Origin of the sequence: Pseudomonas sp. NFACC05-1, from assembly GCF_900100135.1 — a bacterium.
Classification (GTDB): Bacteria; Pseudomonadota; Gammaproteobacteria; order Pseudomonadales; family Pseudomonadaceae; genus Aquipseudomonas; species Aquipseudomonas fluorescens_Q.
The window spans coordinates 31,553-46,514 of record NZ_FMTR01000031.1; the positions used below are offsets into that span (position 1 = coordinate 31,553).

Here is a 14,962-nt window from a genome sequence, read left to right on the forward strand (position 1 = left end):
GGCCGCTACATAGTGGGTATTTTGCATGAGAAACAAGGGGATTGATATCACTTAGCCACTGCTTTTTGAGCCGGAATCCGATGACGATGGTGCAACCAGCCATTCATTGGCCCGGCGAATATCCCCTTCTCCCAATCTTCCGCTCCAGCGATGCAGCACCAGCAAGCTGGTCACGAACTTGTATTGGGACTGATAGAAATCACGCCGCGCACGAAACTCGTCCTTGATACTGTCCAGCACATCGACTGCGTTCTTGACGCCATAGCCGAAGGCTTTTTCCGTGGCGACCCGAGACTTTTCAGCCGACTCCAGCGCCCGCCGTGTAGCCTTGATCCGGCTGAGCTCGGCCGTCATGCCGAGATAAGCAGTGCGGGTTTCCTTGATGACCTGGCGACGCAAGGCTTCCAGCTCCTGCTGGGCGGCTTCCTTGTCACTTTCGGAACTCGATACCCGTGCACGGGTGGAACCGCCGCTGTAGAGCGGCATCTGTAAATCCAGGGAGGCAACGAGGTTGTCCGAGCGAGGCGTCACGGCGCCTTCGTAGCCAATGTCACTGCGCTGCGCCGTCAAATTCAGGCCCAGCCGGGGAAGATGCCCTGCCTTGTTTTCAGCGATGGCCGCCTCGGCGGCGCGAACACTGTGCTCCCGGGCGTGCAGCGCCGGGTTGCTGTCGAGCGCCGTCTGCACCCAGTAGTCCTGCGCTTGCGCTGGCAGGATGAAGGCTGGATTGTCGCCGATGCGCTTGAACCGCTCGCTGACATCGCGCCCCACCAGTTCGGAAATCGCTTCACGACTGACCAGGACTTTGTTGCTGGCTTCGATCTCGTCAGCCTTGAGCGCATCCACTCGCGCCTCAAGGTCGAGTGTGTCGGTCACCATCGCCATCTGCCGCGCGTACAAGGCCTTGACTCGCTTGAGGTTACGCTCGGTCGCCTCCAGCTCGCTGCGCACCAGCGACAACTCGTCCTCCGCAGCAAGAACGGCGAAATAACGCTCGGACAAATCAATGCTGGCCTGCACCCGCGTATCGACCGACTCGTAGCCACTCTGCCGGGCCAACTCAAGGTACTTCTGGTAACTGCGCCAGACCTGGGGATCGTAGATCACCTGATTGAGCATCACGGCCATGCGTTTGCCGTTGTACTGGATACGGTCCAGGTCGTCGTCGCGCCGGCTGCGGTTGACACTGCCGCTGGCGTTGAGCTGTGGCAATAGTTGACCAAAGGCCGCGCGTTCCTTGCCCTCGCCGCTTCGAACCAGGGCTTGTGCCCGCAGGACACGCGGATCAGCCCCCTGCGCTTCCTGGTGCAGTTGCCACAGGTCGACATAAGTATCATCAGCGAGCGCTCCCAGCGGCATGAGGGCCAGGCACATCGTGATCAGGAACTTCATCTCAGTCCTCGATCAACGAACGGGCGAACACATTGCTCACCGGTTGTATCAAGTATTGCAACAGCGTCCGCGCGCCCGTATTGACCAGCACTTCGACCGGCATTCCCGGCACCAGGGTAAGGTTGCCCAATGTCTGGCGCCCTTTGTCCGTCAAGGCCACGCGTGCCAGGTAATAAGCCGTGCCTGTGTCCTTGTTGATCAGACGGTCGGCGGAAATCTGCACCAGCTGCCCCTCGATGACAGGCGTGGTGCTGCTCTTGAACGCGCTGAAGCGAATGTCCGCCAGCTTGCCCAACGCGATGCGGTCGATGTCCATCGGCGACACCTGCGCCTCGATGATCAGCTCTTCGTTGGCCGGGACGATGTCCAGTAGCGCAGTGCCTGGGCTGACCACGGCGCCGAGGGTATGGACCGTCATGCCCATGACCATTCCGGACTCGGGCGCGAGGATATCGGTACGTTGATCGCGGTCCCGCAGGGTGGCCAGTCGCTCGCGCAGTTCGTACACTTTGGTCCGTGCATCGCCCAACAGGCCGGCGACTTCACTGGCGAAGGTCTTTTTCAACTGCAGTATCTTCAATCTCGCCTCGTCGATATGGACATGCGCTTGCGCAATCTCGGACTGGCTTTCAGCTATTTCGGTTTGCAGGCGAGAGAGGCTGCGCTCCTGCTCGCGCAGTCGCTGTTTGTCCACGAAGCCTTCGGCAAGCAGTGCCCGCAAATCGACTATTTCTTCTTGATAGGAAGCCGCCAGCGCTTGCTTGCTGGCGATGATGGCCTTGAATCCGCGAATCTGTTCTTCGATTTGTCCGATGGTCTTCTCTTGCAAGCCGATTTCGCCCAGCAACGAGGTCCGTCGGGTCTGGAAGATCCGGGCTTCACTGTCGCGGGCTTCTTGCACCCGTGGGTCCGCGGGATCCAGGGCAGGCACCGCCAGAGGCTCGGGCAATGCGTCACGCTCAGCCTCCAACCGGGCCTGCAATTGAAGCGCGGCAATCAACTGGCTGCGCGTCGTTTCCATTTCCGAACGGGCCTGGGTGTTGTCGAGCACCAGCAACACATCGCCGGTTTTGACCAGGTCACCATCATGCACGCGCAGTTCGCGCACGATGCCGCCCTCAAGGTGCTGCACCGTCTTGCGGTAGCTTTTGACCGTGACCACGCCCGGCGCGAGTGCCGAGCTGTCGAGCGGGGCCAACGCAGCCCAGCCACCGAACAGGCCAAAGGTGACCAGCAGCATGACGTAGCCGACGCGCCTTACCGGCGTGTCATCGACAAGCAACGCGGTGGACGAGTGTTTGCTGTTTTGCATGAAATCGCTCATCCGCTTCCTACGGTTGAATCGCGGCAGCCTGGCGGGCCGCGGGCGTCGCATCGCGCAAGCGGGCCAGGACCTGGTCCCGCGGCCCGAACAGACTCAGTTCGCCATGATTGAGCACCAACAATTTATCCACCTGCGCCAATACCCCAGGTCGATGGGTAATGACAAACACCGTGGCCCTGCTCTGCCTGAGTTTTTGCAGCGCCTCGGCGAGCATTTTTTCGCCGGCCTCATCCAGGTTGGAGTTTGGTTCATCGAGCACCACCAGGCGCGGCTCACCGTACAAGGCGCGCGCCAGGCCGATACGTTGCCGCTGACCGCCGGACAATCCACCGCCATTGGCGCCGATCACCGTGTCGTAGCCATCGGGCAATTGCAGCACCAGTTCATGCACACCCGCCATGCGCGCGGCAGCGACCACGGCAGGTGCGTTCACCGGGCCGAAGCGGGAAATGTTCTGGCTGATAGTGCCCTCGAACAACTCGATGTCCTGCGGCAGATAGCCGATGTACGGGCCCAACTCCTCCCTACGCCATTGGCTGATGTCCGCGCCATCCAGGCGTACGGTGCCGGCCAGGCTTGGCCAGACGCCGAGCAGTGCCCTGGCCAGGGTCGACTTCCCAGCGCCACTGGGACCAATGATGCCCACTGCTTCACCCGCGGCGACCTGAAAGCCCACGCCGCGAATAATCGGCTTGCGAGCATCGGGGGATCCGGCCGAAAGGCCCTCGACGCGAATCGCCCCCTCAGGTGCCGGTAGCGACATGCGTTCAGGCTCGGCGGCAATCTTGAGCAGCAATTCGTGCAGCCGGGCATATTGCGAGCGGGCCCCCAGAAAGCCTTTCCATACGCCGATCAACTGATCGATGGGCGCCAGCGCGCGCCCTAGCAAAATCGAGCCGGCAATCATCAGCCCGGACGAAATCTCGTGATTGATCGTCAGATAGGCGCCCAGGCCCAGCACCAGCGACTGGACGATCTGCCGGAATGTCCTGGACACCGATGTCATGGTTGCGGCGCGGTCGCTGGCCAGGCTTTGCAGCGCAAGGACCTTGTGGGCTCGCCCGCTCCAGTGCTGGCGCAGGCTGGCAAGCATGCCCATGGATTGCACCACTTCAGCGTTGCGCAAGCTCTTGTTGGTGAAGGCGGTGGCCGCCACCTGTTCGCGGTTGGCGGCCTGCAGCGGTGAGTGGGTAAGCTTTTCGTTGGCAAAGGCCAGCGCGCCCAACAACGCTGCACTCACGACCCCCATCCAGCCGTACCAGGGATGAAACATGAACATGACAGCCAGGTAGATCGGGATCCACGGCGCGTCAAAAAATGCAAACAGGCCGTTGCCTGTCAGGAACTGGCGCAAACCATTCAAGTCGCTCAAAGGCTGGGCCGTGGCATTCATGCCACTGGTATTGAGCGCCTGCTTGAAACTGGCGTCGAACAGACGCTGGCTCAGCAGCGTGTCCAAGCGAGTGCTGATCCGCACCATGATTCGCGAACGGACCCACTCCAAACCACCCAGGGTGATCATCAACAGCAACATGATCAGCGTCAGCATCAACAGGGTCGACAGGCTGGCGCTGCCTACCGCGCGGTCATACACCTGCAGCATGTAGAACGAAGGAACCAGCATCAGCAAGTTGACGAAAAAACTGAAAAAACCAACGGCAAGAAAACTACCTTTGCAGACGGCAAGGGCGCCTTCCAGTTCGGTCCTGGCGTGGGCTGACATGGTTCATCACCTGAGGTCCGATTCTGGTCAAACCTGAAAAATCACAAGGGCACAGGCGCACGAACGCCTGGAATATCGTTCGGCGGGACACCACTGGAGCGCCCGCACAATCGGATCTACCGCGCTGTATCGGCACGGTTTTGCAGTTCTTAAGGAAAAATCGAAATTGGCGTGACGGGTGATACGCCGCGCGGGATGGCCCTTCGCGGCGGGCGACACCAGATCAAATACTCAAGCCTCAGCCTCCCAACGACGAAACAACACACTGGCATTGACGCCACCGAACCCGAACCCATTGGAAAGCGCATGGGTAATCGGCATCTTCCTGGCCTTCAGGCCAACCAGATCAAGCCCAGCGGCGGCCTCGTCAGGATTAACCAGGTTCAGGGTCGGCGGCACAATCTGGTCACGCAGCGCCAATACCGTGAAAACGGCTTCAATGCCCCCGGCCGCGCCCAGCAGGTGGCCGGTAGCCGATTTAGTCGAGGTAATCGCCACCCCGGAGTCCGTGCCGAACACCGAACGAATCGCCGCCAGCTCCCCGCTGTCGCCGACCTGGGTAGAGGTCGCGTGGGCATTGATATGCTGCACGTCGGCCGGGCTGACAGCAGCCTGGCGCAGCGCCTGTTCCATTGCGCGGCGGGCGCCGTTGCCGTCTTCCGGGCCAGCCGTCAGGTGGTAGGCATCGGCGCTGGTGCCATAGCCGACCAGTTCCGCCAGGGGCTTGGCCCCACGCGCCAACGCGTGTTCCAGCGACTCGATCACCAACAACCCCGCGCCTTCGGCCATGACAAAGCCGTCGCGATCACGGTCGAAGGGGCGCGACGCTTCCTGCGGGCGTTCGGCAAAACCGGTGGAGAGCGCCCTGGCCGCCGCGAAACAACCCAGGGTCACGCGATCGATCGCCGCCTCGGTACCGCCGCAAATAGCAATGTCCGCCTCCCCGCTCCGGATCAGCCGGGCTGCATCGCCGATGGCCTGGACGCCGGCGGCACAGGCGGTTACCGGTGCGCCGAGCGGGCCTTTGAGGCCATGCCGGATGGACACGTGGCCGGCCGCCATGTTGGCGAGAAACGCCGGTGCAGAGAACGGTGACAGCCGACGCGGCCCCCGCGAGTCGGTGGTGCGTACGGCATCGGCAATGGCGCCAAACCCACCCACGCCCGATGAAATGATCGTCGCGCTCCGCTCCTGGTCGACGGCTTCAGTCGGATGCCAGCCCGCCTGCTCCAGGGCCTCATGGGCGGCCACCAGCGCAAACTCGATGAAGCGATCCATTTTCTTGCGATCCTTGACCGGGATGACGCGTTCGGGGTCGTAACCCGCGCTGGCGTCTTCCTCCAACGACGGCACCTGACCGCCCACGGCCACACCGGTACCCTCGGTGATATCGCCAGGCAGGATACGAATGCCGGAGCGGCCGGCCAGCAACCGCTGCCATACCTCTTCTACACCGCAGCCCAGGGGGCCGACAATGCCGACACCCGTGACGACGATTCGCTTTTGACCTTCGGGAGTACTCATAAGAACCTCTTCATTTTTCGGTGGACGCTCACTGGCAGCCACGCGCGAACACTCGCTTATACCAGCCGTACTGTTTCCATTGGAGCAGGCTGGACTGGACGGATCTTGAACCAGATGGAATACATTGCCGGCAGGAACACCAGGGTCATGAGGGTGCCGACGAACGTACCGCCGATCAGCGTGTAGGCCAACGTACCCCAGAACACCGAGTGCGTCAGGGGAATGAACGCCAGGATCGCCGCCAGCGCCGTCAACAGCACGGGGCGGGCCCGCTGTACGGTGGCTTCGATGACAGCATTGAACGGATCCAGCCCTTCTTGGGCGTTGTGATGGATCTGCCCGATCAGGATCAGCGTGTTGCGCATCAGGATGCCCGACAGTGCGATCAGGCCGACCAGGGCATTGATGCCGAACGGCTGTTGGAATATCAGCAGCATAGGCACCACGCCAATCAGTCCCAAGGGCGCGGTTAAGAACACCATGAGCATCGCCGAGATCGAACGCACCTGGACAATGATGATCAGCAGCGTCAGCGCCACCATGATCGGCAGCAGGGGCAGGATTGCTTGGTTGGCCTTGCCCGACTCCTCGATAGCCCCTGCCTGCTCGATCCGGTAGCCGTCAGGAAGCGTGTCGAGGATCGGCTGCAATAGCACGAGCATCGCGCTCGATACGTCTGGTGGCTGCAAGCCTTCGGCGATGTCGCCGCGCACGGTGATGGTCGGCGTACGATCGCGCCGCCGAAGGATCGGATCCTCCATGCGTACATCCACCTCGCCGACCTGGGACAGCGGGATACGCTGCCCGGCGGCCCCTACCAGCGTAAAGCCTTCGATCCGGGCAGGGTCAAGACGGATGTCACCGGCGGCTCGACCAACGACCTGCACCGAACGGATGTCCTCACGAACCGCCGTGATCGGCACCCCGGCCAGCAGGAATTGCAGTTGCTCGGCGACGGCACTGGATGTCAGTCCGACCGCCTGCAGGCGATCCTGATCCAGGTTGAAATGCAGCGTCGGCACCAGCGGCCCCCAATCGGTGTTGACCGTCCTCATCATCGGGCCGGCTTGCATGACGTCCTGTACGCGTGCGGCAATCTCCCGCAGTTTCGTCGGATCAGGCCCCATCACCCGGTAGGCCACCGGAAACGGTGAATACGGACCGAACACAATCTGGGTCGCCCTGACACGGGCCTCTGGGGCAAGCCCTGCGGCAACCGCTTCGCGAAGACGGAACTTGAGGGTTTCCCGTGCCTCCTGGCTGTCCGTCAGCACGACGATCTTGGCGAACGACGGATCTGGGAGTTCTGGCGCCATTGCCAGGAAGAAACGCGGCGCGCCCTGTCCGATATAGGCGGTGACGATTTTCGCTTCCGCCTGTTTTTGCAGCCAGGCTTCGACCTTGGCCGTGGCGGCGCTGGTCTGCTCGATGGAAGTTCCATAGGGCATTTGCACCTCGACCATGACCTCGGGACGGTCAGAAGTCGGAAAGAACTGCTTTTTCACCAGGCCCATGCCCAGGACGGCCACGACAAACAGCGTGATCACCGTACCGGCCACCAGCCATTTGTGGCCGATGACCCGCGTCAGGACCTGGCGGAAGCGATTGTAGTGGCGGGTGTTGTAAATGGCGGCATGTCCGCCCTCGACCGGTTTGATGTCCGGCAACATTTTCACCCCCAGGTAAGGGGTAAAAGCCACCGCGACCACCCAGGAGGCGATCAGGGCGATGCCCACGATCCAGAACATGTTGCTGGTGTATTCGCCAGCGGTCGATTGGGCAAACCCGTTGGGCATGAAGCCAATCGCGGTCACCAGCGTACCGGACAGCATCGGTGCGGCCGTGTGACTCCAGGCATAGGCCGAGGCTTTGATCCGGTCGTAGCCCTCCTCCATTTTCACCACCATCATTTCGATCGCGATGATCGCGTCGTCCACCAGCAGCCCGAGCGCCAGGATCAGCGAACCCAAGGTGATCCGGTCAAAGTTCTTTCCGGTAGCCGCCATCACCACAAACACGATGGCCAGTGTCAACGGTACGGCCGCTGCGACCACAACGCCTACACGCCAGCCCATGCTGAGAAAGCACACGAGCATCACAACCAGCAGCGCGACAAAAAACTTGACCATGAACTCGCCGACGGCCGAATCGATGTTCACGGCTTGATCGGTCACCTTGGTCAGCGTCATGCCCAGCGGCATGTCTTCATTGATCTTGCTCGTCTCGGCATCGAGCGCCTTGCCCAGATCGAGGCCGTTCCAACCCTCGCGCATGATCACGCCCAGCAACAACGCCTCTTCGCCATTGTTGCGCACCAGGAAGGTGGCCGGATCTTCGTAGCCACGTTCAACCGTCGCCACGTCCGAGAGCTTCAACGTGCGCCCCTGGATTGTCAGCGGCGTGTCGCGGATTTTCTCCAAGGTATCGAAGGCCCCCTCCACCCGCAGGAAAACCTGTGGCCCTTTGGTTTCGATGGAGCCGGCGGGCGTCAGTACGTTCTGGCTGTTCAGTGCGGCGAAGATGTCCTGGGGGGAGACCCCCAAGGTCGCCAGCCGGTCATGGGAAAAGGAAATGAAAATGCGCTCGGCCTGTTCGCCGATGATGTTGACCTTCTTCACCCCCGCCACATGCAACAGGCGCTGGCGCAACACCTCGGCATCGCGCACCAGCAGGCGCTGCGGCTCACCCTTGGCCTTGAGGGCAAACAGCGCAAACGTCACGTCCGAGTACTCGTCGTTGACCAGTGGCCCGATCACCCCCGCCGGCAACTTGGTGGCTTCGTCGTCGAGCTTCTTGCGCGCCTGGTAGAACTCTTCCTGCACCTGTGAAGGCGGCGTGCGGTCCAGTAGCGAAACCATGGTGAAAGCCAGGCCGGGACGAGTGTAGGTTTCCGAGCGGTCGTACCATTTCAACTCCTGCAGGCGTTTTTCCAGGGGCTCGGCGACCTGGTCCTGCATCTCCCGCGCCGTCGCCCCCGGCCATGCAGTAATGACGGTCAGTTGCTTGACCGTGAACGGCGGATCCTCCGCGCGGCCAAGCTTGAAGAACGCCAAGGTCCCGGCGACGGCGATCAGGAAAATCAGAAATACCGTGATGGCGCGCTCGCGCACGGCGAGCGCCGAAAGATTGAAGCTCATTGGCGGGTCCCCGCGATGTTCACATCGCCCGGTGCAAGCAGCCGGACGGGCTCGCCTTCACGCAACAGATGTGCACCCAGGCCGACAATCCGCTCACCGACGTTGAGACGGCCTGCAACGCGCGCCGCGTCGTCGCTCAAGCCCAAGACCTGGACGGGACGCCAAGTCACTTTTGCCGGCTCGCCGTCGATGACCCACACGCCAGTGCCATTGCCGGGGTCGTACAGCGCCGCAATCGGCACTTGCAGCACCGGCCCCTGGGCCACGCCCTCGGCGATACGCAGTGTGACGGTCGAGCCCAGCGGTGCATTAGCCAGGGCGCCCTCCAGGACATAGCGCGCTTCAAAGGTACGGGTCACCCGGTCAGCCGAATCGGAAAGCAGCCTGAGCCTGGCGGTGACCGCCCCGCTGGTGCTGCCATACAGCGTCGCCTGGGCGCTGGACCCGACGGCTGGTCGCAGGGTCTCGGGCAGTTGCACGACGGCTTCGCGCTGCCCGGCTCGCGCCAGTCGGACCACCGGTTGACCCGGACTGACGACTTGCCCCGGCTCGGCGAGCGTTTCCATCACCACACCATCGGCGTCGGCGAGGAGCACTGCATAGCCGGACGCATTGCGGGCCACGTCGGCTTGCGCCTCGGCGGCGCTGAGCTGCGCCTTCGCGGTATCGGCGGCGGCTTTGATCTGGTCATAGCCCGACGCCGAAATCGCCCCGGCGGCCACCAGTTCGCGATATCGAGCTTCATCGTCCGCGGTCTGCTTGGCCCGGGCGCGCGCGGCCGTGACAGCCTCTTGCTGGGCTCGCGCCTGCAAGCCCAGGTCGATGGGGTCCAGACGCATCAGCGGCTGGCCTTTCTTGACCGCCTGACCGGCATCCACCAACCGCTCCAGGACCTTGCCTGACACACGAAAACCCAGGTCGCTCTGGACGCGGGCCGCCACGACGCCAGTGAAAGAGCGAGCGCCGACGGAGGAACCCTGCACCTGCGCAACCCTCACCAGAGGAGCAAGCGTGCGCGGATCGGTGGCAGTGGATGAGTCGCCGCACGCCGTGAGGACAAGAGGCAACAAGCAAGCGGCAAGGGTGACAGGTCGGAGCCGGAGCATAGGTTCCCTTTACTGGACAGAGGATGGGGAACCCATTCTTGCGCTCGTGACCAATACTGTCAATGGTCACCAATTGAAGTTTTGTTTTTGGCCCTGTTGGCTCGCGGATAATCCCCGGTAAACAAAGGGCCTTGGATCCACGAAGCGGACTTCATAACCAATTGACAGACTGTGACCATTCTATAATATGGTCACAAATGTCGATCCCGAGGAAACCGCAATGCCTCCCCTCCGCCCCCTTGCTTTATTAGTAAGCGTCAGCTTGATGGCCGGCTGCGCGGTCGGTCCGGACTATCAGCGTCCCAACGCTGTCCTGTCGGATCGTTTCCTGGGCCAGCCTTCTGTCGAGCAAAGGAGCGGTACAACACAGGCCAGCCTCACCACCTGGTGGGAGGGGTTTGGCGACCCGGTGCTGAGCGACTTTATCGCCAAAGCCCTGGAGCAGAACCTTGAGCTCGCCCAGGCGTCGGCGCGCGTTGCTCAGGCGCGGGCCGGCCTTGGTGCAGCCAACGCCGCCTTGTTGCCCTCGGGAAATATCAGTGGCCAGGCCGCACGCGCCTATCAATCCGTCGAGACGCCGCAGGGCCAATTGCTCAACTCGAACCCTGGTTTTGATCGGTACGGGAACAGCTACGAGCTGGACCTCGGCGCGAGCTGGGAACTGGATGTCTTTGGCGGCCTGCGACGCGGACGCGAAGCTGCATTGGCCGAATACCAGGCCTCCGAGGCCGGAGCCGCGGCGACAAGGCTGGCCGTGGCCGCGCAGACCGCTGACATCTACATCACCCTGCGCGGCTTGCAAGCGCGGCTGGATATTGCGAACCACCAGGTCAAGACCCAGCAGGACCTGCTGGAAAAAGTCCAGTTGCTCTACAGCAAAGGGCTCGCCGCCAGCTATCAGGTCCGCCAGACCGAAGGCGCGCTTGCCCAGGTCCAGGCAACGGTACCGGTCCTGCAAACCGGGCTGGACGCCGCCATGAATGCGCTGGATGTCATGCTCGGCACGCCGCCAGGCACTCACCGCCCGCAACTGACCGAGACGGGTAGCATCCCCCTGCCCCCACAAATCAGCGAGATGGGTACGCCGGCTGATCTACTGCGCCGCCGGCCAGACCTCATCGTCGCCGAGCGCCGTCTCGCCGCCTCCAATGCCCGTATCGGCGAAGCCGTCGCCGAGTACTATCCGAAATTTTCCCTCAGCGCGTTGCTCGGCAGCGCCACTGCGGTCTCTGCCGGGCACCTTTTCTCCGGCGGCGCCAGCCAGGCGTCGGGCGCGCTGGGACTGCGCTGGAGGCTGTTCGATTTTGGCCGGATCAACGCCCAGATCGACCAGGCCAAGGGACAGGAAGCCGAAGCGCTGGCTGCTTATCGCCAGTCCGCGTTGCGCGCCACCGAGGATGTCGAGAATGCCTTCTCCGCCTTGGTCAACCGAGAAGCCCAGGCCACGACACTCACCACAGGCGAAGCGTCATTGAGCGAGGCGCGTCGATCATCCTTTATTGCCTATCAGAAAGGCACGGCCAGCCTGATCGATGTCCTCAACGCCGACCAGACACTGCTCCAGGCATCCGATGCCCGGGCACAAGCACGGACGGAATCGGCACGGGCGGCGGTCGCAGCATTCAGAGCCCTCGGTGGCGGCTGGCAAGCGCCACAGCCACCGCAGCCGGTAGCGAGCCGATGATCAGGCAATCACCACTATTTTCAATCTTTACAACCGGAGTCCAGCCACATGAAAACCAACGAGAATTCCTGGGTGCTCATCACGGGTGCTTCAAGCGGCTTTGGCGAGGAGTTCGCCCGGCAATACGCAGCACAGGGAAAATCCCTCGTCCTGGTAGCCCGCAGGCTGGACAAACTGGAAGCGCTGTCAAAAGAACTGCGCGAGCGTTTCGGCACCGAGGTGATCACCGAACAAGTCGACCTGTCGTCGATTCCGGCAGTCATCGACCTGCACAAGCGACTGGTTCAACAGGGTATTGCAGTCGATGTGCTCATCAACAACGCCGGCCATGGATTGCAGGGCCCGTTCCTGGACCACGCCATTGACCAATCCCTGGCAATGATCGATCTGGACATCGCCAGCCTGACCACCATGACTCGCCTCTTTGCCCAGGACATGCGCATCCGCCGCCGCGGCCACATCTTGCAGGTCGCCAGCTTGCTTTCCTATCAAGGCGTGAAAAATTTCGCGGTCTATTCAGCGGCCAAGGCCTACGTGCTTCGCTTCTCCGAGGCGCTGCACCAGGAACTCAAGGGCGACGGTGTCGTCGTGACCGCGCTGTGCCCAGGTATGTCGGATACCGGGTTTGCGCAGAGTGCCAACCAGACCCTCACCCCAGCGCTGAAGATGGTGATGATGCAACCCCAACCAGTGGTTCGCGCAGGCATCCGCGCTCTGCAAGCCGGGCGCATGAGTGTGGTGCCCGGCTTCGGCAACAAGGCGCTCACGGTGTTGACCTGGGCCACACCACGCCGATTTCACCAGCGTCTCATGGCGAATGTCATGGGGGTATGAATGCGATGCGGCGAAGGACCGGGAGCTGCAAGGGCTCCCGGCACACGCCCTATTGCGCTAGAAGCGATAGCTGACTGAAGTACCAAAACCGCTGGCACTGTTCCGGTATTTGGAACTGTATGCGCCACGGGTCGACGAGGTTTCGTTGATGCGCACGCTCTCTTCCTGCAAGTAGGAGTAAGCCACGTCGATCGTCACCTCTTCCACAGGCGTCCAGCCGGCACCGAAGCTGAGCACCGTGCGGTCGCCGGTTGGTATCCGAGGCCCACGGTTGGTGTTGTTGGCGGGCGACTGGTCGACCGACAAGCCCGCGCGCAAGACCCATTGATCGTTGAGTTTATACGCGGCACCGATGGCATGGGCCCAAGTGTCATGCCAGTCCTGTTCTTCGCTGACGGTGCCCAGCGCGCCGCTCAGCAGCGCAGGCAAGCCGGAGTTCTCGATGGTCAGCTCCTTGAAGCGGCTCCAGCGCGTCCAGGTACTTCCCAGGTACATCGTCCAGTCGTCATTGAGCTGATGAGTGAGCGAGATGTCCACTGACTCCGGAGTATCCACGTCCAACGACGCGTCATAGCTGCGGCCACTTACCCCCAACACACTGAAAATGCCACCCGTGAGCTTGGACTTGGCATCCAGGTGGTAACTGACCTTGGAGTGGTAAGTCAGCCCCAGGCGAGTCTGGTCCGTCGCCTGCACCAGGATGCCGGCGTTGAAGCCGAGCGCCGTATCGTCGCCGTTGCTTTTCAGCTTCCCATCGTTGCTGCCGGGACTGAGGGGATTGGGCACCATCCCGGAGATCTCACCGCTGATCCGGTTGATGGTCGGACCAAACCCGATCGACACCTTGTCGTTGAAGGCATAGCTGACGGTAGGCTGGAAAGTCAGCGTCGTCACTTCGCTTTTATTGCCGTAATAACGCCCGGCAAAGTCGCTGCCATAATCGGTGATCAAACCAAATGGCACATAAAAGCCAACGCCGACAGCCCAATGCTCATCCACCGGCTTGACGTAGTAACCCATCGGCACCGTGGTGGTCGGCACCATGTCACCGTCCTCTCGGCCACCGAAAGTGCTGCGGGTCTGGCTGATATCGCTCTGGGTAAACAGTGTCGCAGCGCCCAGGCTGACCTGCTCTTTCTTCAAGCGAGACATGCCCGCCGGGTTGCCGAAGACAGTACTGGCATCTTCAGCGGAAGAGGAACGCCCGGCAAAACCCGCGCCCATCCCACTGATACTTTGTTCGTTCAGCGCGAAGCCGCTGGCAAACACTTGGGACGTTGCAAGCGCAACGGCGAGACTCATGGGGGTCTTGAGCAAGATTCTTTTCATTATTAGGACTCTAGGAACAATTGCTGGGGGATGGAACGGTTTGTTTTTCTATTAGGTGAAAATCGCCACGGTCTGGCGCGCCCAAAGCACTCGCCGACCGCTTTCGTCCCAGATTTCCATATCTTGCAAGGAGTAACCCTCCGAGGCCTGCTGGCTGAAGGCGCTGATGAGAAACCATTCGCCGGCCACGGCGGGCTGCGGCAGATCGATAGTCCAGGAAGCCGAGCTGATGGCTGCCGGCTCTGTGAAGCAGGTCATCGCGGCGGGCGGCAGACTGTCAGCGAGGGCGATCAAAGCCACCGCCGGGTCTACCCCCTGGGCATCCAGGTGACGAACCCACATCAGTAACTCGGGATCTGTAGCCCCGGACACCGGCAATGACCCACCCGCAGGGCGCATTTCGAAGTTGAAGGCGCAGGCAGGCGCAATGGTGTTGTCCAGCGCCAGCGTGGCGTACCGCGACGCCTGCTCCACCAACGGGCATCCCCATGCCTCATGGGTAATCCTGCTGGCGCGTGGCTGAGCGAACAGCAAGGTCGTGCGCAACGCCAGCTCATCGCCCGACTTGCAGTCGACAGACACCGAAGTCACGGATCGCCCTTCGCGCAACACGCTTGTATCGAATGTCTGGGCTTGCGTGACCGGACCTATGAATGAAACCTGCGCAGACTTGAACGGAGGAAAGCCCTGTGGGCGCTCGCGCAGAACCGTTTCCAACGACAACGCCGCCGAAAGACCACCGAAGATCGTCCGGCCCTGCTGCCAATTGGCTGGAGCAACGAACGGCACGCTCGGATCAAACTGCGCCAGCACCTGAGCAAAACTGGTCATTTAGACGTCCTCCGACGGCCTGAACGTGAACCCGCAGAAGCATCGCAAGAAGGATCACTTGAAAGTCGACGCCATACT

The 14,962-nt window shown here is 61.9% G+C and carries 10 protein-coding genes; 2 read left to right on the forward strand and 8 right to left on the reverse strand.

Annotated features, from left to right (window positions below):
- Positions 1 to 51: 51 nt before the first annotated feature.
- The 6 genes from BLO97_RS27660 to BLO97_RS27685 all read right to left on the reverse strand — a co-directional run bounded on the left by BLO97_RS27660 (position 52) and on the right by BLO97_RS27685 (position 10,206).
- Positions 52 to 1,392, reverse strand: a complete 1,341-nt coding sequence (locus tag BLO97_RS27660) for a TolC family protein (protein WP_092349180.1) — start codon at positions 1,390 to 1,392, stop codon at positions 52 to 54.
- Position 1,393: 1 nt separating this feature from the next.
- Positions 1,394 to 2,704, reverse strand: coding sequence for an HlyD family type I secretion periplasmic adaptor subunit (locus BLO97_RS27665; protein ID WP_256572405.1), 1,311 nt, complete (start codon positions 2,702 to 2,704; stop codon positions 1,394 to 1,396).
- A gap of 19 nt (positions 2,705 to 2,723) precedes the next feature.
- A complete protein-coding gene (locus BLO97_RS27670) occupies positions 2,724 to 4,439 on the reverse strand; it encodes a type I secretion system permease/ATPase (protein ID WP_092224084.1) in 1,716 nt (571 codons plus the stop codon).
- Positions 4,440 to 4,670: 231 nt separating this feature from the next.
- Positions 4,671 to 5,963, reverse strand: coding sequence for a beta-ketoacyl-ACP synthase II (fabF, locus tag BLO97_RS27675; protein ID WP_092224082.1), 1,293 nt, complete (start codon positions 5,961 to 5,963; stop codon positions 4,671 to 4,673).
- A gap of 56 nt (positions 5,964 to 6,019) precedes the next feature.
- Positions 6,020 to 9,100, reverse strand: a complete 3,081-nt coding sequence (locus BLO97_RS27680) for an efflux RND transporter permease subunit (protein WP_092224080.1) — start codon at positions 9,098 to 9,100, stop codon at positions 6,020 to 6,022.
- Positions 9,097 to 10,206, reverse strand: a complete 1,110-nt coding sequence (locus BLO97_RS27685) for an efflux RND transporter periplasmic adaptor subunit (RefSeq protein ID WP_092349185.1) — start codon at positions 10,204 to 10,206, stop codon at positions 9,097 to 9,099. Before BLO97_RS27685 ends, BLO97_RS27680 begins: the two co-directional genes overlap by 4 nt.
- A 220-nt stretch (positions 10,207 to 10,426) precedes the next feature.
- On the opposite strand from BLO97_RS27685, the gene BLO97_RS27690 reads away from it, so the two are divergent.
- Both BLO97_RS27690 and BLO97_RS27695 read left to right on the forward strand, forming a co-directional pair.
- Positions 10,427 to 11,890, forward strand: a complete 1,464-nt coding sequence (locus tag BLO97_RS27690) for an efflux transporter outer membrane subunit (RefSeq protein WP_092142947.1) — start codon at positions 10,427 to 10,429, stop codon at positions 11,888 to 11,890.
- Between the two features lie 48 nt (positions 11,891 to 11,938).
- On the forward strand, positions 11,939 to 12,724 hold the full coding sequence (locus BLO97_RS27695; RefSeq protein ID WP_092142944.1) for an SDR family NAD(P)-dependent oxidoreductase: 786 nt from the start codon (positions 11,939 to 11,941) through the stop codon (positions 12,722 to 12,724).
- Between the two features lie 57 nt (positions 12,725 to 12,781).
- On the opposite strand, the gene BLO97_RS27700 is transcribed toward BLO97_RS27695, so the two are convergent.
- On the reverse strand, positions 12,782 to 14,053 hold the full coding sequence (locus BLO97_RS27700) for an OmpP1/FadL family transporter (protein ID WP_092142941.1): 1,272 nt from the start codon (positions 14,051 to 14,053) through the stop codon (positions 12,782 to 12,784).
- 51 nt (positions 14,054 to 14,104) lie between these two features.
- Positions 14,105 to 14,884: a thioesterase family protein gene (locus tag BLO97_RS27705; RefSeq protein ID WP_063320944.1), complete on the reverse strand. Its 780-nt coding sequence runs from the start codon at positions 14,882 to 14,884 to the stop codon at positions 14,105 to 14,107.
- Between the last annotated feature and the right edge of the window lie 78 nt (positions 14,885 to 14,962).